Source organism: Salinarchaeum sp. Harcht-Bsk1, assembly GCF_000403645.1.
Taxonomy (GTDB): domain Archaea; phylum Halobacteriota; class Halobacteria; order Halobacteriales; family Salinarchaeaceae; genus Salinarchaeum.
Window position 1 is genome coordinate 917,257 of the sequence record NC_021313.1, and the last position, 19,738, is coordinate 936,994.

Annotated in this window: 20 protein-coding genes, 1 tRNA gene and 1 other RNA gene; 13 read left to right on the plus strand and 9 right to left on the minus strand. The window is 66.9% G+C overall.

The window, feature by feature from the left end:
- Positions 1-38 precede the first annotated feature (38 nt).
- Together L593_RS04355 and L593_RS04360 are read right to left on the minus strand one after the other, a co-directional pair.
- Positions 39-1,058 (minus strand): NAD-dependent epimerase/dehydratase family protein, encoded by a 1,020-nt coding sequence (locus tag L593_RS04355; protein WP_020445723.1) that lies wholly within the window; start codon positions 1,056-1,058, stop codon positions 39-41.
- Positions 1,059-1,376: 318 nt separating this feature from the next.
- Positions 1,377-2,183 (minus strand): nitrilase-related carbon-nitrogen hydrolase, encoded by an 807-nt coding sequence (locus L593_RS04360; protein WP_049894297.1) that lies wholly within the window; start codon positions 2,181-2,183, stop codon positions 1,377-1,379.
- A gap of 608 nt (positions 2,184-2,791) precedes the next feature.
- Between L593_RS04360 and L593_RS04365 the strand changes: the two genes are divergently transcribed.
- Both L593_RS04365 and rnpB read left to right on the plus strand, forming a co-directional pair.
- Positions 2,792-4,288 carry an MATE family efflux transporter gene (locus L593_RS04365; protein ID WP_020445725.1) on the plus strand — a complete coding sequence of 499 codons (1,497 nt, stop codon included), beginning with the start codon at positions 2,792-2,794 and terminating at the stop codon, positions 4,286-4,288.
- Between the two features lie 87 nt (positions 4,289-4,375).
- An RNA gene (gene rnpB / locus L593_RS15180) (RNase P RNA component) lies at positions 4,376-4,760 on the plus strand.
- Between the two features lie 65 nt (positions 4,761-4,825).
- Here rnpB and L593_RS04370 read toward each other — a convergent pair.
- Entirely contained in the window at positions 4,826-5,611 is a 786-nt protein-coding gene (locus L593_RS04370) for a rhodanese-like domain-containing protein (RefSeq protein ID WP_020445726.1), read from the minus strand.
- Between the two features lie 111 nt (positions 5,612-5,722).
- On the opposite strand from L593_RS04370, the gene L593_RS04375 reads away from it, so the two are divergent.
- The 3 genes from L593_RS04375 to L593_RS04385 all read left to right on the plus strand — a co-directional run bounded on the left by L593_RS04375 (position 5,723) and on the right by L593_RS04385 (position 8,610).
- Entirely contained in the window at positions 5,723-6,610 is an 888-nt protein-coding gene (locus L593_RS04375; protein WP_020445727.1) for a CPBP family intramembrane glutamic endopeptidase, read from the plus strand.
- A 146-nt stretch (positions 6,611-6,756) separates the two neighbouring features.
- A complete protein-coding gene (locus tag L593_RS04380; protein WP_020445728.1) occupies positions 6,757-7,416 on the plus strand; it encodes an AIM24 family protein in 660 nt (219 codons plus the stop codon).
- A 294-nt stretch (positions 7,417-7,710) separates the two neighbouring features.
- On the plus strand, positions 7,711-8,610 hold the full coding sequence (locus L593_RS04385) for a CPBP family intramembrane glutamic endopeptidase (protein WP_187292637.1): 900 nt from the start codon (positions 7,711-7,713) through the stop codon (positions 8,608-8,610).
- A 541-nt stretch (positions 8,611-9,151) separates the two neighbouring features.
- Here the strand turns inward: L593_RS04385 and L593_RS04390 are convergent.
- Positions 9,152-9,829 (minus strand): plastocyanin/azurin family copper-binding protein, encoded by a 678-nt coding sequence (locus L593_RS04390; RefSeq protein WP_236608599.1) that lies wholly within the window; start codon positions 9,827-9,829, stop codon positions 9,152-9,154.
- A gap of 131 nt (positions 9,830-9,960) precedes the next feature.
- Between L593_RS04390 and L593_RS04395 the strand changes: the two genes are divergently transcribed.
- Genes L593_RS04395 through L593_RS04405 form a run of 3 tightly spaced genes read left to right on the plus strand, consistent with a single transcriptional unit; the run spans position 9,961 to position 10,887 of the window.
- The gene (locus tag L593_RS04395; RefSeq protein ID WP_020445731.1) at positions 9,961-10,308 is read left to right on the plus strand and encodes a helix-turn-helix domain-containing protein; all 348 of its coding nucleotides are present in this window, start codon (positions 9,961-9,963) and stop codon (positions 10,306-10,308) included.
- Between the two features lie 7 nt (positions 10,309-10,315).
- A complete protein-coding gene (locus L593_RS04400; RefSeq protein WP_020445732.1) occupies positions 10,316-10,615 on the plus strand; it encodes a hypothetical protein in 300 nt (99 codons plus the stop codon).
- Positions 10,612-10,887, plus strand: coding sequence for a hypothetical protein (locus L593_RS04405; RefSeq protein ID WP_020445733.1), 276 nt, complete (start codon positions 10,612-10,614; stop codon positions 10,885-10,887). Before L593_RS04400 ends, L593_RS04405 begins: the two co-directional genes overlap by 4 nt.
- Before the next feature lie 210 nt (positions 10,888-11,097).
- On the opposite strand, the gene L593_RS04410 is transcribed toward L593_RS04405, so the two are convergent.
- Positions 11,098-11,202, minus strand: a tRNA-Ile gene (locus L593_RS04410).
- Positions 11,203-11,423: 221 nt separating this feature from the next.
- Between L593_RS04410 and L593_RS04415 the strand changes: the two genes are divergently transcribed.
- Entirely contained in the window at positions 11,424-12,968 is a 1,545-nt protein-coding gene (locus tag L593_RS04415) for a PAS domain-containing sensor histidine kinase (RefSeq protein WP_020445734.1), read from the plus strand.
- 17 nt (positions 12,969-12,985) lie between these two features.
- Here the strand turns inward: L593_RS04415 and hisE are convergent, their stop codons facing one another.
- Both hisE and L593_RS04425 read right to left on the minus strand, forming a co-directional pair.
- Positions 12,986-13,273, minus strand: a complete 288-nt coding sequence (hisE, locus tag L593_RS04420) for a phosphoribosyl-ATP diphosphatase (RefSeq protein WP_020445735.1) — start codon at positions 13,271-13,273, stop codon at positions 12,986-12,988.
- A gap of 103 nt (positions 13,274-13,376) precedes the next feature.
- Positions 13,377-13,829 (minus strand): bifunctional nuclease family protein, encoded by a 453-nt coding sequence (locus tag L593_RS04425; RefSeq protein WP_020445736.1) that lies wholly within the window; start codon positions 13,827-13,829, stop codon positions 13,377-13,379.
- A gap of 328 nt (positions 13,830-14,157) precedes the next feature.
- Between L593_RS04425 and L593_RS04430 the strand changes: the two genes are divergently transcribed.
- On the plus strand, positions 14,158-14,928 hold the full coding sequence (locus tag L593_RS04430) for an NAD+ synthase (protein ID WP_020445737.1): 771 nt from the start codon (positions 14,158-14,160) through the stop codon (positions 14,926-14,928).
- Positions 14,929-14,947: 19 nt separating this feature from the next.
- On the opposite strand, the gene L593_RS04435 is transcribed toward L593_RS04430, so the two are convergent.
- Complete coding sequence (locus L593_RS04435) at positions 14,948-15,457, minus strand: CinA family protein (RefSeq protein WP_020445738.1); 510 nt, start codon at positions 15,455-15,457, stop codon at positions 14,948-14,950.
- A gap of 249 nt (positions 15,458-15,706) precedes the next feature.
- Between L593_RS04435 and L593_RS04440 the strand changes: the two genes are divergently transcribed.
- The 3 genes from L593_RS04440 to L593_RS04450 all read left to right on the plus strand — a co-directional run bounded on the left by L593_RS04440 (position 15,707) and on the right by L593_RS04450 (position 18,253).
- Entirely contained in the window at positions 15,707-16,657 is a 951-nt protein-coding gene (locus L593_RS04440; protein ID WP_020445739.1) for a PfkB family carbohydrate kinase, read from the plus strand.
- Between the two features lie 145 nt (positions 16,658-16,802).
- Positions 16,803-17,480 (plus strand): methyltransferase domain-containing protein, encoded by a 678-nt coding sequence (locus tag L593_RS04445; protein ID WP_020445740.1) that lies wholly within the window; start codon positions 16,803-16,805, stop codon positions 17,478-17,480.
- 134 nt (positions 17,481-17,614) lie between these two features.
- Positions 17,615-18,253, plus strand: a complete 639-nt coding sequence (locus L593_RS04450; protein ID WP_020445741.1) for a metallophosphoesterase — start codon at positions 17,615-17,617, stop codon at positions 18,251-18,253.
- Between the two features lie 106 nt (positions 18,254-18,359).
- On the opposite strand, the gene L593_RS15245 is transcribed toward L593_RS04450, so the two are convergent.
- A complete protein-coding gene (locus L593_RS15245) occupies positions 18,360-19,706 on the minus strand; it encodes an APC family permease (protein ID WP_020445742.1) in 1,347 nt (448 codons plus the stop codon).
- Between the last annotated feature and the right edge of the window lie 32 nt (positions 19,707-19,738).

The window sequence follows — 19,738 nt, forward strand, 5'->3', positions numbered from 1 at the left end:
GGTCGAACAGTTCGATAACGAAATCCTCGACGCCGCGACTACCGATCCGATCCGTCGATCTGCGCCTGGAACTCCTCCGTCGCGTCGCGCCAGGCGTCGATGATCGCGTCGTCGTTCTGGCTGTCCCAGGCGTCGACCTCGTCGTGCTCGTCGAGCCAGGAGACGGTGCGCCGGACGCCCTCCTCGAAGGAGACGGTGTACTCGAAGTCGAGGTCGCGTCGGGCCTTGCTGTTGTCGAACACCGTCGAGAACTGGAAGTGGTCCATGAGCATGTCGGTGCGATCCGGGGCGACGGCGCGGAGCTGGTCGGTCGGGACGTGCACGAGCTCGGGCTCTGGCGCGTCGAGCGCCGCGGCGACCGTCTCGTGGTACTGGTCCCAGGTGATGACCTCCTCGCTGGTGACGTGGTAGGCCTCGCCGTAGGCGGCGTCGTTGCCGACGGCGTTCACGAAGGCGTTGGCCACGTCGTCGCGGTGGCAGGGGCCCCACAGCGACTGGCCGGAACCGTGGACGAGGATCGGCTTGCCCTTTCGGATCCGGTCGACGTAGTAGGTGCCCATGCCGAGGCTGTGGAGGACCGGCCCGCTCTCGCCGTAGGTGCTCCAGGGGCGGATCACGGTCGTGGCGAATTCACCGTCGTCGTGTGCCTCCATGAACACGTCCTCGGCTGCAGCTTTGTTCGCGCCGTACTCGGAGACGGCGGGCTCGCGGGGGGCGTCCTCCTGAACGGGATTCGTCGCGAGCGGGCGGTGATAGACGTCGACCGTCGAGCAGAAGACGTACTGCTCGATCTCGCCGCCGAAGACCTCGACGGCCTCGCGGGCACGGTCGGGATGGAACAGGAACATGTCGATCACGGCGTCGGGCTCGACCGCGTCCCTGGCCGCCGCGAGGTCGCCGGGATTCTCGCGGTCGCCGTGGACGAACTCGACGGCGTCGGGCACCTGGGCGTCGGTCTCGCCGCGCGTGAAACAGGCGACGTCGTAGCCTTCGTCGACGAGCTGCCGGGTAATACCGGTACTGATCAGGCCAGTCCCGCCAATGAGGAGAACCTGCATACTCGCGGGCCGTTCGCCCGCTACAAAACACCCGCGCCCCCGGCAGTGTAGGAGACGCGAGGTGCTCGTTCCCTGCGGCTCGTGAGGACGGCGTCGGTCGAAAGGGGCAGGCGCGGTGTAGGCCGGGTGTCGCACGTTGCCGTCCGGGCGCGGCAACGAGCCGGGTGCGAGCGCCTCGAGTCGTCTGCCGGTCCGACGTGAAAAGCGTCGAAAGCCGGCAATCCCCACTTACCATCCCCCGCACTTAAACGATGCCCCGGTAGCTGCCGCGCGTCCCGCCGTCGGTCTCCACTCAGGGGTGCAACCACTCGACAGTGCTCACACCCGCCGATCGTCGAGCGCGGGGAAGTCCTCGCGAACCTCGGCCACGCGGTCGGGATCGACCGTCGCCGTGACGATCGCCGGCTCCGGACCGCTCGCCGAGATCGGCGTCCCCCACGGATCGAACACGGTCGAGCGCCCGAGCAAGGACGGGCCGTCGCGATCGACGGCCGCGCCGTTGACGGCCGCGACGTAGAGTTGGTTCTCGATCGCCCGGGCTCGCGGGAGCGTCTGCCAGTGCTCGACGCGGGGTTCCGGCCACGCGGAGGGGACGAGGATCAGCTCCACCCCCTGCTCGAGGAGGTCGCGGTACAGCTCCGGGAAGCGGAGGTCGTAGCAGGTCGTCACGCCGACGTCGATACCCTGGACGCTGGCGGTGTCGAGGCGCTCGCCCGGTACGAGCAGCTCGGCTTCCCGCGAGTCGTACCCGAAGAGGTGGTGTTTGCGATAGACCAGCTGGATCGCTCCGTCGGCGTCGAGCAGTACTGCGGTGTTCGCGAGCCCAGATTCCGCTGGCGTCTCGACCGACGCCGTCGCAGCGAGGTCCTCGACGATCGTGCCCGCGAGGACCGCGACCTCGTGCTCGATGGCAGCCGGTCGGAGCGCTTCGATCGTGGGGCCTTCCACCGGCTCCGCTGCCCGCTCGTAGGCGTCGAACGCGAAGTAGCCGGCGGTGACGATCTCGGGAAGTGCGACGAGATCCGCCCCCGCAGCCGCTGCCTCCGCGACGGCGTCGACCGCCCGCTCGCGGTTCGCGTCGATCGCGCCGTCCTCGATAGCGAGCTGGGCGAGCGCAAGCTTCATGGCTCCCGCCTCCGCGCGACCGCCATCCGCGGACGGCCAGTCGTCGAGTGCCGTTGCACGATCGACGGTCGCGTGGGAACGGGCAAAGACGTTCCGGCGCTGTAGCGGCACGTTCGCCGTGATCGCTCGCTACGGATCGCTGCGGTTCCGGCCACTGGATCGCCGCGGTTCCGCCCACTGGATCGCCTCGTCGTTTCCCGGGCGAGCGTGACCGCGTCGTGCAGCGGCGGAACGCCTAAGTACCGGTCGGGCCTCCTCTCGGGCAGTTCCGATGCTCGCCGTGCTGTGACTGGGCCTGGACTCGACAGGCCCACGGTCGATCGCCCCGATCGACAGCCGCAGCGACGCCACTCGATCGGCGGTCCGTCCTGACGTCGCTTCGAATGAGAGCGGCCCGAGCGCCTGTGTCCGTCCGTTCTGTGGAGCCGTAGCGCGAGCTAGCGACGACGCGACGATGCACGACGACTGCGAATGCGACGATCCGAACACACGTACGCCGACCGACCCACGCGCCCTTCGACGCTGCCGGAGCGGGGCGCCCAGACGCATCGCCACACGAGTACGACCGGAGCTGCAGCCGATAGCCGCGGACGCGGGGAGGGGCGTCGATGAGCGGCGACGCGAGCGAGCACTCGCGCCGGTTCACCGAGGGACCCATCGTCTGGCCCCTGCTCGCGCTCGCTGGACCGCTGACGCTGACCCAGCTCCTCCAGGTCGCCTACAACCTCACGGACACCTTCTGGGTCGGCCGCCTCGGCGCGGACCCGGTGACTGCGCTGTCGTTCGCGTGGCCGATCGTCTTCCTGCTCGTCAGCCTGGGTGCGGGGATGACGAACGCCGGGACGATCCTCGTCGCCCAGCACTCCGGCGCCGGGAACGACGACCGACTCGGGCACGTCACCGGGCAGACGATGGCGTTCAACGCGGTGCTCTCGGTGGTCGTGGCGGCGTTCGGGTTCGTCTTCGCGCCGTACCTCCTGCAGGCGATCGGCGCCACACCCGGCACCGCTGTCCACGAGCAGGCAACGACGTACCTCCGGATCGTGGTCCTCGGGATGCCGTTCACGTTCGGCTTCCACGTCTTCATGGCGGTGCTCCGGGGCTGGGGCGACACCAAGACGCCGATGTACCTGATGGTGTTCAGCGTCGGACTGAACGTCCTCCTCGATCCGTTCTTCGTGCTCGGATTCGCCGACAACCCGCTCTTCGGGTGGCTCGGCCTCCAGGGACTGCAGACGACGCTGTACGGCGCCACCGGCTTCGGCGGGCTCGGCGTCGCAGGTGCTGCCGTCGCCACAGTCCTCTCTCGGGGCCTCGCAGCGCTCGTGGGCGCGTGGCTCCTGTTCGGCGGGTACGTCGGCCTCCGACTGGCACTCGAGGACCTCGTGCCGTCGCGGGAGACGATCGAGCAGATCGTCCGGATCGGGACGCCGGGCGCGATCGATCAGAGCACCCAGTCGATCGCGGCGATCGTCATGACCGCACTCGTCGCGACCGTCGGCCAGGACGCCGTCGCTGCCTACGGCATCGGCAACCGATTCGTCTCGGTGGTCTGGCTCCCGATGGCGGCCATGGGGATGTCCGTCGAGACGATCGTCGGGCAGAACCTCGGGGGCGGCCACCGCGATCGCGCACGGCGGACCGTCTACGTCGCGATCGCGATCCTCGCCACGACGTTCGTCGTCGCGAGCGCGCTGACCGTCACCTTCGCGGACTCGATCGTCGGCGTGTTCATCACGGGCGACGGCTCGGCGGCAGTCGTCGATCACGGCGCGACCTTCCTCCGGATCGTCGCGCCGGCCTGGGCCATCATGGCCGTCTATCACATGATGAACGGGGCGTTCTACGGCGCGGGCTCCACCCGCCTCGCGATGTCGATCGGCGTGTCGTCGCTGTGGGGCGTGCGCGCCATTGCAGCGATCGTACTGGTGCTCCTGCTAGGGTTCGGCGCGACCGGCGCCTGGATCGCCATCGCGCTCTCGAACGTCACCGCAGCGCTCGTGGGTACGTACTGGTTCTTCGACGGCCGGTGGATGCATGACGTACTCGGCGATGCGGCAACCGAGCAGGACGGACCTGGAGAACGCTCGGGGGCGACCGACTGAGGGACGCGCTGCTCCATGTGGTCGAACGAACGGATCCCGCAAGGGCCGTCCGAACGGTTTAACCGCGCGACGTGCCTACGATTCGCCGGTAGAGAGAGCCCGGCTCCCGCGCGTCACAGCCGTGACCGTGAGGAAAGTCCCCCCACCGATCGGGCGGGCGACCGGGGGCAACCCCGGGGCGGGAGACCGCCGGCGCTGGAACAGACACGACACGTCTCCGCGCGACCGATGAGGTGCGCGCCTCCGAAGCGAGCAAGTCGCGGTGCGTCCGTGGGGTGACCCGCGGGCGGCCGTCGGCGATTCAAGCGACGGACTGCTGACCCACCGAGGGGCGACCGCGGAGGACCGATGGAACGGCGAACCCTCGCCGGTGCAAGTCGACGGCCCGATGGTAGCCCGATCTCCCGCGAGGGCGGTCGTCGACGCCGAGCCGAATGCCGGACGAACAGAAGGGGGCTTACTCCTCTCTGCCGAACTCGATCCGCGAGCGGCCGCACTCTTCGGGAGAACGTGACCTGGTCCGAGGATGGCCGGCAGCTAGCGTACGGTTCCGCTCGTGAGCTCCGCCAGCGTCGCGGTCCGGGTCCAGGCCGGCGTCTCCAATGTCAGGACGCTGTCGGCGTCGACATCGACGAACCGGAAGGTGACCTCGAAGCGACCGTCGGCGGCGATCTCGGCGGGTTCGCGCTGGCCGGTCGGCTCGTGGCGGAGCCTGACGAACTCGCCGGCGTACGCCGAATCGACGCGCCCGGTGATCGCGCGAGCCTCGCCGATGGTCTGCTGGACCTCGTTCGCACTCGCGACGGGGTAGCCGCGGTCGTACCACGGCCCGAACCCCTCGTCGAGCGCGTAGACGTTCTCGAAGCCCTGTTCGAGCAGGCCCGCAGCCCGACTCGATGAGAGGTGGTGCGGGCAGGTACAGTAGGTGACGATTCGGTCGGCGTTCGGCCAGTCGCTCGTGGGATCGTCGTTCCGGTAGCCCATCGGTGCCGGGCTCAAGACGGCGCCAGCGACGTGGGATCGCTCGTAGGCCGTGAGGGAGCGGGCGTCGACGATTCGCGTCTCCTGCCGGAGGTACCACGGGTACGCGACGTCGATCGGGACGAGCGGAACCTGCTGGCCACGGACTTCGAGTCGCTCGAAGGTCGACGGGTCCACGTCGGGAGCCTCGACGTCGCGGGGGTTCAGCGCGTACCCCGGACCGCCCTGGGCCGAGCCATCCTCGGGTTGTTGCTGCTCGTCGTCTCGAAAGAGACAGCCGGCGGTGAGACTCGTGGTCGCTACCGCACCGAGTCCGTTCGCGAGGAACGACCGTCTGTTCATGGACGGCGTTCAGAGTGCGCTCGGCAAAACGGTGCCGGTCCGGCAAGCGAGCAGACTCGGACGACGAGCAGGTCCACAGATCGAAGTGCCAGCGACTCGATCGTCCGATCGATGCTGGATCGCCTCGCCCGCACCGTCGGCGGCCACCCGTACGGCGACCTGTTTGGCTTCTTCGCGTTCTCACACGGCTGGACGTGGGCGTTCTGGGGCGTGAACGTTGTCGGCGGCCTCGACGCCTTCGGCGCCGGACTGCCCTTCACCGTGCTCGGTGGCGTCGGGCCGATGCTCGGCGGCATCGCGATGGCGTACGTGACCTACGGGGGAGTGGGACTCGCCGACCTCCGACGCCGTCTTACCGACACCGCCTGGCTCCGATCGTCGTGGGCGCTGCTCGTCGTCGGCCTGTTTCCCGCGCTCGTCGTCGCCACCGGGCTCGTGATCGCGATCGCGACCGACGCGAGCCAGCCACTCGACGCCTCGGAACTCGTCGCGCTCCTCGGCGATCCGGTCGCGTTGGTCGGCACGACGGTCGTCATCGTCCTCGTGGGGCCGCTGCCGGAGGAGATCGGCTGGCGAGGCTACCTCCTCGATCGGTGCCAGCGGCGGTGGTCGGCGCTCGCGTCGGGCCTGTTCGTCGGACTCGTCTGGGCGCTCTGGCACGCCCCGCTGTTCGTCATGCCCGGGTACTACGCGAACTTCGACTACTCGCCCACCCCGATCTGGTTCGCCACGAGCATCGTCCTGGGATCAGTGCTCTACACCTGGCTGTTCAACAACGTGGCACGGAGCGTGCTGGCGATGATCGTGCTCCACACGTCTGGGAACTTCGCCGGGCAAGTCACGGAGGTGCCGCCCGTCGGCGAACCGATCGGAGTGGCCGTCCGCGCTGGGCTGGTCGTCGCGGTCGTGGCCCTCTTCGGCGCTGGCTCGCTCCGCAGGACGGGTTCGGCACCGGAGCCGCCGCAGGAGCGATCGGTCGTCCACGATCCCGGAGGCTGACGCAGCCCACTGGGGAGTCGACACCGTCGGCGACCATCCCTTCGCCGAGTTGCAGAACCTGAACCACTGCCTGGGGCCTCTTTCCACCGAGACCGGTAGCTGGTGGTAGGCCTGCGCAGCGGCAGAACGCAGGGAACCATACGACCATGGACATCGAGCAGTTCACCACGGCACACGAACCGACGGACAGCGACGCGCCCTTCCAGCGCGAGAACAGCTACACCCTCGACGTGGCGGTCGACGGAACGATGATGGCCAAAGCCGGATCGATGGTCGCCTACACCGGCGAGTTCACGTTCCACGGCAAGGCCTCGGTCGAGGGCGGCATCTCCGGCTACCTGAAAGACAAGGTAACCGGGGAAGGTACCCCGATCATGGAGATCGAGGGGCAGGGTCACGCCTACCTCGCGGACACGGGCAAGAAGGTCCAGGTCCTCGACCTCGACGCCGACGACACGATTACGGTCAACGGCGAGGACATCCTCGCATTCGAGCCCGACCTGGGCTACGAGATCACGACGATCGACAGCCTCAGCGGCGCGTTCGCCGGCGGCCTCACCAATATCGAACTCAGCGGCCCCGGCCTCGTCGCACTGACGACCTACGGCGACCCGCTCGTCGTGGAGCCGCCCGTGACGACGGATCCCGCGGCCACTGTCGCCTGGAGCACCGCGAACTCGCCGTCCTTCGAGACGAACAAGGTGGTCGAGATCGGCCAGACCTCCGGCGAGAACGTCCAGATGCGCTTCGAGGGCCAGGACGGCTTCGTCGTCGTCCAGCCCTACGAGGAGCACGGGAGCGCCTGACCGCGACGACGGTCGCGACCCGCCAGTCGACCCCAGCACCGTTCGTCGTGGCTTCTGTTACAGCCGACTTCGTGGAACGGCCAGGCTCCTCGACAGGGCCCCGGTCCCGGTGCTCGCGCTCGCCGTTTCGGAGCGCAGTCAGGGGCGCCGTCGGCCAGATCGTCACGGTGGGATCGATCGCGTTCGCGCACGATTTGGAGCGATCGGCGGTCTCGCGTTCGGCACGTGAAATAAAGGAGGTGCGAAGTCGAGTAGTGTATGATCGCCACCATGTCCCGACGAGCCCCCGTCGATATGCAGATCGTATCGCGATTCCTCGCCCTCACGTACGGTATCTCGTGGAGTGGTGTGACGCTGCTATGGTTCCTCGATGTCGACCTCGGAAGTGGTGTCGGGGCGGGGGTCGGCACTGTCGTGTTCATGTGGGCGCCTGCGATCGCAGCGATTGCTGTGCTCCGTGTCCGCCACCGATCGATCCGAAACGAGTGTGGTCTCTATCTGGGACGGATTCGGTGGCTCCTGCTCGCCTGGATCGCCCCGGTAGGACTGACTGCCGTGATGATTGCCGTCGGTCTCCTCCTCCCGGACACGACGTTCGCGACCGAATACTCGGCGTTTTTGCTCGAACTGGGCATGACCGAGGAGGAAGCCGCGGAGACGGTCGTGGACCTCGAAGCGACTGGTGTTCCACTGATCGTCCTGCTTGGCGGGATGGGACTCGCCCTCGGCGGGACGCTCTTTGCCCTCGCCGCCCTGGGCGAAGAACTCGGCTGGCGAGGGCTGTTACTCACGGAACTGGCGCCGCTCGGATACTGGAAGCTGTCGCTGGTGACGGGCCTCGTATGGGGCGTGTGGCACACCCCACTCATCCTCCTTGGGCTCCAGTTCTCGGAGGGGCCAGCCATCGGGATCGTCCTGCTAACGACTGCGACGGTGGCCCTGTCGCCAGTGTACACCTATCTGACCGTCCGGGCTCGGTCGGTGCTCGCTGCGACGTTGCTTCATGGATCATTCATCCTCGGGGTGTTCACGTCCGTGTACCTCGCAAATGGGAGCGAGCGCGTGATTTCGCCGTTTGGGGTCGTTGGCATCGTGGCTGCACTTATCGGCGTTGCGACGTGCGTGGCCCACGATCGACTCTTTGCTGACGGGCACGTCACCACGGGGGAACCACTCCGTCCGTGGTCCGAGTAGGATTGCAATCGCCCCGCGAATGCCGTCCGATGCACCGTCCGCGGCGACGTGCTCGCTCCACAGTTCCCCTGGTCGCGACTGAGAACGCGGGGCAGCGACGATGCAGCGGCTTGACCGTGATACCGCTCGGCATCGTCGGGTCCAGAAAGTCCGGCCAATCATTATTCCCACGAGTGCCGTGGTGAAGTATCGGTCGACCGGTAGACGATCGTGGTGGTATCTCCGCTGCTGGCGTCGTCGGATCGTCTGACTGTGAAGGAATCCGCCGTCTGGGAACAGTCGCTACCTGCTTCTATGCCGTCGACGGACCGCGTACTGTCATACTACAGCGGTCGACTGAATCGCCGTCACCGCGTTGGATTACCAACTCTCCCGCTGACTCGCTGAACTCCCAAGCAACCGCCGGTGCCGATATTGCCTCGTCGTTCTCGTCATGGCGTTCGGAGCCAGGTCATTTCGACACAGCGGGACGGTTGCCGAACCACTACCCGCAGTGCGGTACCCCGGCCGGGAACGGCGCGGACGGAAATCCGCGGGACCCTCAGTGGGTGTGGCCGAGCGCTTCGTTGGTCATCTCGCCGAGGTCGGCGAGTTGGTGTCGGGCCCCGTCCGGGAGGGACGATTGTGGCTCCTCCAGCGCGGGCTGCCCGTGGGCATCGGGGTGACCGACGATCACGGTGCCGACCATACCGACCGCCTCGTGGGGCGAACAGAAGTAGTCGTAGACGCCTTCGGTGTCGAAGGTCCGACTCGCGGTGGCGCCCTCCTCCGAGAGCAGTTCCGTCTCCCAGGGCTCGGCGTCCTGGGGTATCCGAAGCGGCTTGTCGTTCTCGGGGTGGTAGGCCACCGAGTTGTGCTGGCCGCTCTCGTTGTGCCAGGTGACCGTGCCGCCGGGTTCGACCCAGACCACGTGCGGTGCAAAGTGTTGCTCGCTGCCCTCCGTTCGTAGCGACACCTCCACCGAGGCAGACGGCTCCTCGGGTGCCCCCACGTCGTGGTTGTGGCCGTCGTCGTGGCTACCCCCGTCATCGTGGCTGTCCTCCCCGCCGTGGCTCTCCTCACCGTCCTGGTGCTCGTCGTCGTGGCTCTCCTCACCGTCGTCCGAGCTGTCGCCCCCGTCACTCGACCCGGAACTTGTACACCCCGCGAGGCCGATCGCCACGGCACTGCCGGTCAGTTGTACCATCCGCCGGCGCGTAATTTGGGCGTCTTTTGTCATTGGTTGTTTCACCCTCCACTTCTTACTACCGGGGGTGAACACATAGCCTGGAACGCTGTTTTGCGCGAGACGCAAACCTGTCCGGTCATTAAGTACTTCCGCTCGCGTACCCCCTTCTGAGAGGCACAGCCGTGTCCACAGACGGTACCAGCGACCTACTCGACTTGCTCGGCGAAGCGCGGAACCGGGAGATTCTGGCCGCGACGAGCAGGGAGACGCTCTCGGCGAAGGAGCTGAGCGAGGAGTGTGACGTCGCCCTCTCGACGATCTACCGCCGCGTCGATGAGATGGTGGAGCACGACCTGCTCGTGGAAAGGACGCGGATCGAATCCGACGGGAGCCACCACAGCGTCTTCGACGCGAACGTCGACCGCGTCGGCGTCGACGTCGGGGACGGTACCATCGAGGTGAGCCTGCACGTTCGCGAGGACGCCGCCGAGCGCTTCTCGCGTATCTGGAGTCACATCCGGGGGACATAGACCGACCATGCACATCGAACTCGTCATCGCGAAGCTCGTCACGGTTGGATTGGGACTGTTGATCACATTCCAGGCCTACAAGGGGTATCGGGCCTACGGCAACGAGCCAATGTTGTACCTCGCGATCGGGTTTCTCTTCATCAGCGTCGGGGCGGTGATCGAGGGGGTGCTGTTCGACGTCGTCGGCCTCTCGATCTTCCTCGCTGGGACGATTCAGACCACGCTCGTCGGCTTCGGGATGATCGTCATCCTGTATTCGCTGTACGGTCGGATGCCCACATCCGCGTCCGGAGGGAACGACGGATGACTGGAGGCTGGGAGATCGTGCTGGTGATCGTCCGCGTCCTGCTACTGGGGCTCGGTGTCGCCACGACGGCGATCAGCTATCGTGCATACCGTCGGCGCCGGACGAGGTACCTCCGCAACGCCACGGTGGGCTTCGGGTTGATCACTCTCGGGGTGCTCATCGAGGGATTCCTCTATCAGCTCACCCAACTCACGCTCACGCAGGTCCACGTCGTCGAGTCCGTGGCCCTCAGCTGCGGTCTCGCGGTGCTCCTCTGGTCGTTCCTACAGTGATCACCGCTGCGCTCGTTACTGCCGGCGCTCACGGACGGGCTCCTTCCACATACTGACGAAGGCAGATCCGTTTCCCCTTCTCACACGCCAAACGTTCGTGAGGTGTAGCCACGAGATCCACCACCGCGCGTGGGCCCGCTGGGACCGAGCGAACGCGGTCTGTTCGCGAGGGTCAGCGGGCACACGAGATCGAACGAAGTGAGATCGAAGTGGGCCCGCTGGGATTCGAACCCAGGACCACCCGGTGTCCCACGGCACCGCGAATCGCGACGCCGATATGAGCCGGGCGCTATAACCGGACTAAGCTACGGGCCCTCGATTCCGAACTTTCGGAGGGCGCCACATTAGGGTATCGGGTCCGACGGCCGCCAGGAGAGGGCGCGGCGAACGATACCAGGGAACCGAAGCGGCGGTGTGCCGCGAACCCACCGCAGTTAGCCTGGGTGCCAGCGGCGAGTGCGGACGGCCAGTTCCAGCCTCCAACGCCCGGAAACCACCGGTAGTACTTTTGTCACTGACGATTGACGTGTACCGGAATGGTGGTGGAGACCGCGGCGACCTTCGAGGCGCTGGTCGACGTCTACGCCGGCGCGGTGTTCGTCGTCGACCGCGAGGGTCGCTACCGGGAGGTCATCGAGGGCAGCGAGGGGAGCGACGTGCTCTACGATCTCCCCGAGTCGTTGACGGGCCAGGAGTTCCGGGACGTGCTGCCGCCGGAGACCGCCGAGCGGTTTCACCGGGTCGTCCGGGAGGCCATCGACAGCGGAACCCCGTCGATCGTCGAGTACGAACTCGAGGTCCAGGCCGGCCATCGCTGGTTCGAGGCGACCGTGTCACCGATCGAGGACGAGGAACTGGTGGTCTGGGCAGCCCGGGACGTCACCGAACGCAAGCAGTACGAGCGGGCGCTCGCGGCCTTGCACGAGGCCGGCCCGCGGCTCACCGCCAGCGACTCCGTCGCGGACGTCTGCGAGGAGGCGATCTACGCAGCGGAGACGATCCTCGATTTCGATCAGTCGATGATCGCCCTGGAACGCGACGGCGTGCTCCAGGCGGAGGCGACGTCCGAGCAACTCCCGGCGGACGCGACGACGACCGTCCCGATCGACGACGGGATCGCTGGCCGGACGTACCGGACCGGCGAGAGCTACCTCACGCCGGACCTCGCCGAGACCGACGCCGCCCTGGACCACGTGGAGTTCCGGGCTGGACTCAGCGTCCCGATCGGAGACCACGGCGTCTTCCAGGCCGTCGCCGAGCGCCCCGACGCGTTCGACGAGACGGACCTCGAACTCGCGGAACTGTTCGTCGGACAGGTCGACGCCACGATCACCCGGCTGGAACACGAACGAGCGCTCGAGCGGCAGAACGAACGGCTCGACGAGTTCGCGAGCATCGTCTCGCACGACCTCCGGAATCCACTCACCGTCGCGAACGGCCGGCTCGAACTCGCTGCGGAAGAGTGCGACAGCGAGCACCTCGAGCACGTGGCCGACGCGCACGATCGGATGCAGGGGCTGATCGACGACCTGCTCACCCTCGCACAGAGCGGCGAGGACGTGGCGGTCGAGCCGGTCGACCTCGCGCACCTCGTTCGGGAGTGCTGGCAGCTAATCGAGACCGAGGACGCGACCCTCGACGTAGCGGTCGAGCGCCCGATTGAAGCGAATCGAACGCAGCTCCGTCAGTTGCTAGAGAATCTCCTCGGGAACGCCGTCGAGCACGGCTCGACGGGCCCTGGCTCGCAGGCTCGCCAGGACGCCGTGGAACACGGTTCCACGAGCCCTCGATCGCAGGCTCACGAGGACGCCGTGGAACACGGTGACGACGGTGTCACGATCACCGTCGGCGACCTCGAGGACGGCTTCTACGTCGAGGACGACGGGCCGGGCATCGACGACGTCGATCGCGATCGGTTGTTCGAGGCCGGCTACTCCAGCGCCGACGGCGGCACCGGCATCGGCCTCCACATCGTCGGGTCGGTCGCGGAGCGCCACGGCTGGACGGTCGAACTCGACGAGGAGTACGAGGACGGCGCGCGCTTCGAGATCACCGGCGTGGAGCGGCCGGACGAATATTGATTACTGCAGGGTGTGCGTCACCGGCGCTCGCGGAGTTCCGCCCGCAGGTCCGCGAGGTCCATGTCGTGCATCGACAGGAGCACCAGCAGGTGGTAGACGATGTCCGCGCTCTCGTGGGCGATTTCCTCGGTATCGTCGTCCTTCGCGGCGAGCACGAGTTCCGTCGTCTCCTCGCCGAGCTTCTCGAGGACGGCGTTCTGGCCCTTCTCGTGGGTGAACAGGGAGGCGGTGTAGGAGTCCTCCGGCAGCTCCGCCTTGCGGGCCTCGATCACGTCGAACAGCTCGTCGAGCACCGGCTCGGTCATGGCGGTGTCGACGGGGGGAGGGGTGAAAAACGCCCCGCGTTGCGGTCGTCCAGGCGCTATCGGCGTGGCCGGCAGCGCTGGGCGTGCGCGACGACACTCGCGCTCAGGCCGCTTCGCTCAGTTCGCGGATGTCCTCGAGTTCCTCGAACTCTTCGGCCGGCTGGCGGCCCTCCTCGAAGACCGACTCGGCGACCTCGATCGGCACGTTCGTTCGGGAAGCCAGCGCCATCGAGTCGCTCGGTCTTGCGTCGATCACGACGCCGTCCCGCGGCGTGTCCACGTGGAGGTCGGCGATGTACGTACCCTCCTCGGTCACCTCGCTGACGACGACGCGGTTGACCTTCCCGCCGAGTTCCTCCATCACGTCGAGCAGGAGGTCGTGTGTCAGCGGGCGACCGATGTCGGTGGCGTCCATCCCGCGGGCGATCGACCGGGCCTCCTCGAAGCCGACGAAGATCGGCACGACGTCGTCCTCGTCGGCGACGGACAGCACCACGACCGGGACTGGCCCCTGTGGCGTCCCCGCGACTCGAACGGCGTCGATCTCGGCATCCATGCGCTAACGGACGGGCGCCACGGTGAAAAGTCCACGCGAATGGGCGACCGTCGTCGAGTGAGCGGCGTCGATTCGAGCCCCGACAGGACACTGCATTCCACGTGCTGTTTCCCCGACGTGCGCGAGTCGGAAATCAGGAATCGTGGCCGCGAGCGTCCGTGAAACGATCGGGAACGGGAACGACGAGGAGGACGGCGTGCGGTAGCGTAGAGAGGAGAATGCGACCCGGCGTGATTCTCGTCGGGCCGATCGATGATCGGAACCCCGATGAGTCGACCCTGCCGGTGACCGGCCGACAGTATTTGGCACTGTGTGGCGATCTCCCTACATGGTCGACGTCGACCGCGCCATCGATCGGATGACCGAGTTCCTGGGTGACGCCCTGGTGACGACGGGGGCCGACGGCTACGTCGTCGGCGTCAGCGGCGGACTCGATTCGGCGGTCTGCGCTACCCTCGCTGTCGAAGCGGTCGGTAACGACGCAGTCACTGGCATGATCCTCCCGGGTGCACCCAGCGAGGATTCCAACATGGCGGACGCCCGCGAACTGGCAGCCGATCTCGGGATCACGTGTCGAGAGGTCTCGATTGCCCCGGCCGTGGAGACGTTTCGGCAGGAGTCGCCCCACGAGGTGGGGCCGCGGGACGCGGGGAACGTCCGGGCCCGAACCCGGATGGTGTTTCTGTACCTCGAAGCGAACGTGAACGGTCTCCTGGTGCTCGGGCCGTCGAACAAGAGCGAGATCCTGCTCGGCTACTTCACCAAGTACGGCGACGGCGCGGCGGACCTCCGACCCATGGCTGACCTCTACAAGACGGAGGTGCGACAGGTCGCTCGAGCGCTCGATCTCGACGAGACGTTCGTCCGGAAGGCACCGACTGCGGGGCTCTGGGAGGGACAGACGGACGAGGGCGAACTGGGCGCAGCCTACGAGACGATCGATACCGTCCTGAAATCCCTCGTCGAGGCCGACGAATCGATCGAAGCGGCAGCCGAGCGGGCGGGCGTCGGCGTCGAGCAGGCGGAACGGTTCCGGCGAATGATGGAGGACTCCGAACACAAACGCACCCAGCCAGCCGCGCCCGAACTCCCCCGGTGACAGTCCCAGCGCGTCAGGACTAGTCCCCGGAGCGAATCTGCGCGAGCGTCGATCGCAGGGCCTGCGTCGCGATTCGCTCTTTCACCTCGTGTCTGTCGCCGTCGAACTGGTGGTGCTCGACGACCGCGTAGGGGTCGCTGGCGTCGGGTGAGCCCGCGTACGCAACCCCGATGAAGACCGTTCCAGCGGGATGGTCCGCCGAATGCACGGGCGAGCCGGCGTAGCCCGTCGTGGAGACGCCCCAGGTCGCGTCGGCCTCGTCGCGGACGTGCTGGGCCATCTCTCGTGCCACTGGCTCGCTGACCACCCCGTGGTTTTCGAGCGCCTCCCGTGAGACCGCGAGCTGCTGGAGTTTCGTCTGATTCATGTAGGAGATGATGCCGCCGACGAAGTAGTCGCTCGATCCGGGAACGTCCGTGAGCATGGATCCGACCAGGCCGCCGGTGCAGGACTCGGCGACGGCGATCGTTTCCTCGCGGTCCCGGAGGGCCTCGCCGATTCGTTTCGCGATGGACTCGTCGGTCCCCATACAGCGTTCTCGGCGCGGGATCGTAAAATATCCACCCCGGTCGAGGCGTCGGCCGTTCTGGCCCACCGTCGGATCGACGCCGGCGACCTGGACGCTCGGGGCGGGAACGGACCGTCGCAGTTCCGAAGTTGGCTCTCCGCGGACACGACGTCGAGACGAACTGGAAGCACCGACGATCCAAGCTCGTTCGCCTCGCTCGTCCCGTGACGCTCATCCGGCGAGAGCGACTAGCGAGAGTGAATCTGCACTATGGGAACCGTCGTCAGTCTCGGGAGCGCCAACGTGGACAAAATACAGCACGCGTCCGATGTCGAAATCACCGATTGCAGCGACCGGTATCGCTGGTTTCCAGACCGCGGTCAGACCGTCCAGATCCGTGACCTCCCGACGGAGTTCGCACCCGATCCCGACGGCGTTCGGCACGGGGGCAAAGGTGCGAACCAGGCCGTGGCTGCGGCGAAAGCAGGAGCGGAAGCCGAACTGCTCGGCAAGGTGGGCCCCGATAGCGAGGACTTCGGGGTCCGCAGTCACCTCGCGGAAGCCGGCGTCGGCGTCTCGCGGGTCGAGACTGCGTCGGCCCCGACTGGAACGGCCCACGTGTTCGTCGGACCGGCGGGCGACAACAGGATCGTCGTCCGGCCAGGGGCCAACGATGCTATCGACAGCGCCTACGTCCGGGAGCAGTACGACGCGATTCGCTCGGCCGACTGTCTCCTCCTGCAGAACGAGATTCCGGTCGAACCGGTCGCGGAACTCCTCTCGGAGTTGGCTGCCGATCGGGACCGACCGACGGTCATCCTCGACCCCGCGCCCGCAGATGGCGTCGAAGCGCTCCTCGATTGCGACGCGATCGACTACCTCGTGCCGAACGAAACCGAGTATCGGGCGCTACGATCCACCCTCGAAGCGTTCGACGGCGTCCTCGTTCGCAAGCGAGGTGCTGACGGCGTCGTCGTCGAAGCGAAACGACGGTTCACCGTACCGCCACCGACGGTCGAAGCGGTCGATACGACCGGTGCCGGCGACGTGCTGAACGGCTTCCTGGCTGCCCAACTCGCCATCGGGGCCTCGTTGCAAGACGCCGTCGAAATCGGAACGATCGCCGGGGCACTTGCCACGCGCGAGACGGGTGCTCGACGAGGGATCCCGACGCTCGAGGACGTTCGAACGTATCGAACGGACGACGGTGCCGTCGGATGAACCGGACGGCTGTCCGTTCGTCGTCGGCGCCTCGTCGGCAGTCGCCGTCGGTAGGCGTCCTCCCGAGTACGGACGTCGGTGTGGCGGTTCCCGCCGAAGGCAACTCGGTAGGACGGTCCGAACATCGTCGCGCCACCCCAAGTTCATGACCACGCTGCCAGAACCCGACGTGTCCAACGAAACAGTCGTCGCGACGTATCACCGGTTGGCGGCGGTGTACGACTGGTTCGTCACTCCGTTGGAGATGGGCACGCGGCAGCGGGCCCTGGAGTTGCTCGCTATCGAACGTGGGGACCACGTCGTGGAGGTCGGATGTGGTCCGGGGCACGCGCTCGTGGCGCTCGCCGAACGGGTGGGGCCAGACGGGTACGTCGTCGGTCTCGACGCCGCAGCGGGGATGGTCCGTCTGGCCCGTCGGCGGGCGATCCGTCGGGGAGCAACTGCGCAAGTCGACGTCTGTCTCGGGGACGCTCGGTCGCTTCCGTTTCGATCGAACGTCGTCGACGTCGCGTTTATCGAGGACACCCTGGAACTCTTCGCGGACGACGAGATGCGGACAGTGCTCGCGGAACTCGAACGCGTCCTCCGGCCGGACGGTCGGCTCTGTGTCGTGACGATGGAACGGGCTGGCGCCGAAGACGACCCCTTCGTACGAGCGTACGACTGGTTCTTCGAGCGCGTCCCGGGCTACGACCGATTCGGCTGTCGGCCGATTTACGCCGCCCGAATGCTGGAAGAAGCGGGATTCGAGGTGGAGCGACGGGAACGGCTCCGTCGAGCGTGGGTGTGGCCAGTCGAGGTCCTGATCGCGCGACCAGTGTAACGTTCTCCGCGCCGGCCCCGACCGGGAAGACCGCCGCCGTCGTCGACGACGGGGCCAAGGTCGGCCGTCAGCCAGTGCTACGCTCACGGGAACGCCCGACAGACGTTACTCACGTTGGAACGAACAGCAGTCAGATGCTGGTCCTCGGTGACGCCCACGCGGACGAGCAGTCGAACCGCAGCGCGCTGCTGGCCGCGTACGAGGAGGCCGATGCGGACACCGCACTCCAGGTCGGCGATCTGCTCTACTACGACCTCCCGGTCCCGACGTGGTTCGTCGCGGGCAACGACGAGGACCTCGACGTCGTCGAATCGCTTCGAACCGGGAGCGACGCCGACCGGACGAGGAACGTGCATCTCCTCGCGAGTACTGCCGTCGAACGCCACGGGATTCGAGTCGCTGGGCTCTCGGGGAACTACGCTCCCACGCAGTTCGACCGGCCGCGTTCGGAACTCGAGAACGACCGGCGGCGGCACTTCGTCAGCGATGACGTCGAACGCGCGACGGAGTTGACCGACGTCGACGTGTTCCTCGCCCACGAGGCGCCACACGGGTTGCTACAGAGCGACGGGTACGACGTCGGGTGCAAGCACGTCGACGCGATCCTGCGAGCCCTCACCCCCGACCGCTGTCTGGTGGGGCACCACCACGAGCACGTCGAGAGCACGTTTGGCGACACGACGGTCGTCGGCCTCGCTCCGGTCTGGGAGAGCTATTACACGCTCGATCCGGAGACGATCGCGCTGGAACGGCATCCATCGCCCGAGGCGTGATCGTCCCGTTGCGCTTCGCCGCCATTGCACGCGCCGATGGTGTTCACGCACGCCCGATCGAGCGGCGCGGGGCTCGCGGTCGGTCGACGAGACACCGCTGGTCCGATCAGCCGTCGCTTTCGGCGTCGGGATCGAACGATCGCCGCTCCACGTAGAGGAATTCGAGCAGGAAAATCGAGGCGAAGATGCCGAGGATCCAGAGCAGAATTTCGACGTCGGTGCGATAGAGGTGAAAGAGGACGATCGGGATCGCGACGCCCGTTCCGAGGAGGCCGAGCGCGGGAACGAGCCGGTTCGATCCCGTCACGTCGGCGAGTGTGAGGTTGGTGTAGTTCGTGATGGCGAAGGAGAGCAGGAAGGCGACGGAGCCGAACTCGGTGATCTGCTTGAGCGAGCCGAGGGCTGCGAACGCGGCCGTGAGCGCGCCCATGACGAGGAGCGCGTACACCGGGATCCCCTCGCGATTTCGGAACGAGAAGGCCCGGGGGAGCGCTCCCTCCGTCGCGATCTTGTGGACGAGCCGAGCCGTCCCGAAGAGGGTCGCGTTGATCCCCGATGAGGTGCTCTTCATCGCCGAGAGGATCACGAGGACGAACCCGGCGGAGCCCAGGACAGGTATCTGCGACACCGCTTCGGCGAGCGCGACCTCCTCGTGCGCCACGAGTTGTTCGGGCGTCAGGTGCAGCGTCGCCATGAACGAGACGGAGACGTAGATCAGGATCGCGATGGTGATGGCGACGTACATCCCGATCGGCAACACTCGCTCGACGTTCTCGATGTCCTCGTAGTCGTACACCAGCAACTGGAACCCCTCGTAGGAGACGAAGATGATCGCGAACCCGGTGATCGGGCTGACTACCCCCTCGCTGAAGAAGTCGATCGCCGTCACGCTCCCGTCGTAGAACGCGATTCCCAGGGCGGCGAGGGAGAGGAGGATCGCGATCTTGACGTACACCGCGACGTCCTCGAAGAGGCCCGTTTCCTGAACGCCCGTCAGGTTGAGGCCGACGAAGCCAGCGACGACCAAGACGGACAAAACCGGGCGAAGAAGCTGGGGGAGGGCAATTCCGAACACTGCCCGTGCTGCCGTGAGCGTGTAGGCGCCGAACGCGAAGGCGTACATCGCCATCACGCCGACGTAGCCGACGACGAGTACCCACCCGACGTACGCAGCTACCGTCGGGCTGTCGACGACGTGCTCGACGAAAGAGAAGACGCCACCGTGCTCGCCGAAGTGCAGGGTGAGTTTGAGATAGGAGTAAGCGGTCAGCAGCGTGATGACGCCCGCGACGAGATACGATATCGGGACGGCGTTCCCCGCCTGTGCCATCGCGACGCCGAGCACGGCGTAGATCCCGCCCGATACCATCCCGCCGACGCCCATCGCGACGACCTCCAGCAACCCGAGCTTCCCCGGCCGGCTGCGCGTCAGGAGGGATCGAAGGGAACTCATACGTCACGATCGGTGCTCGATTCGTCTTCCGC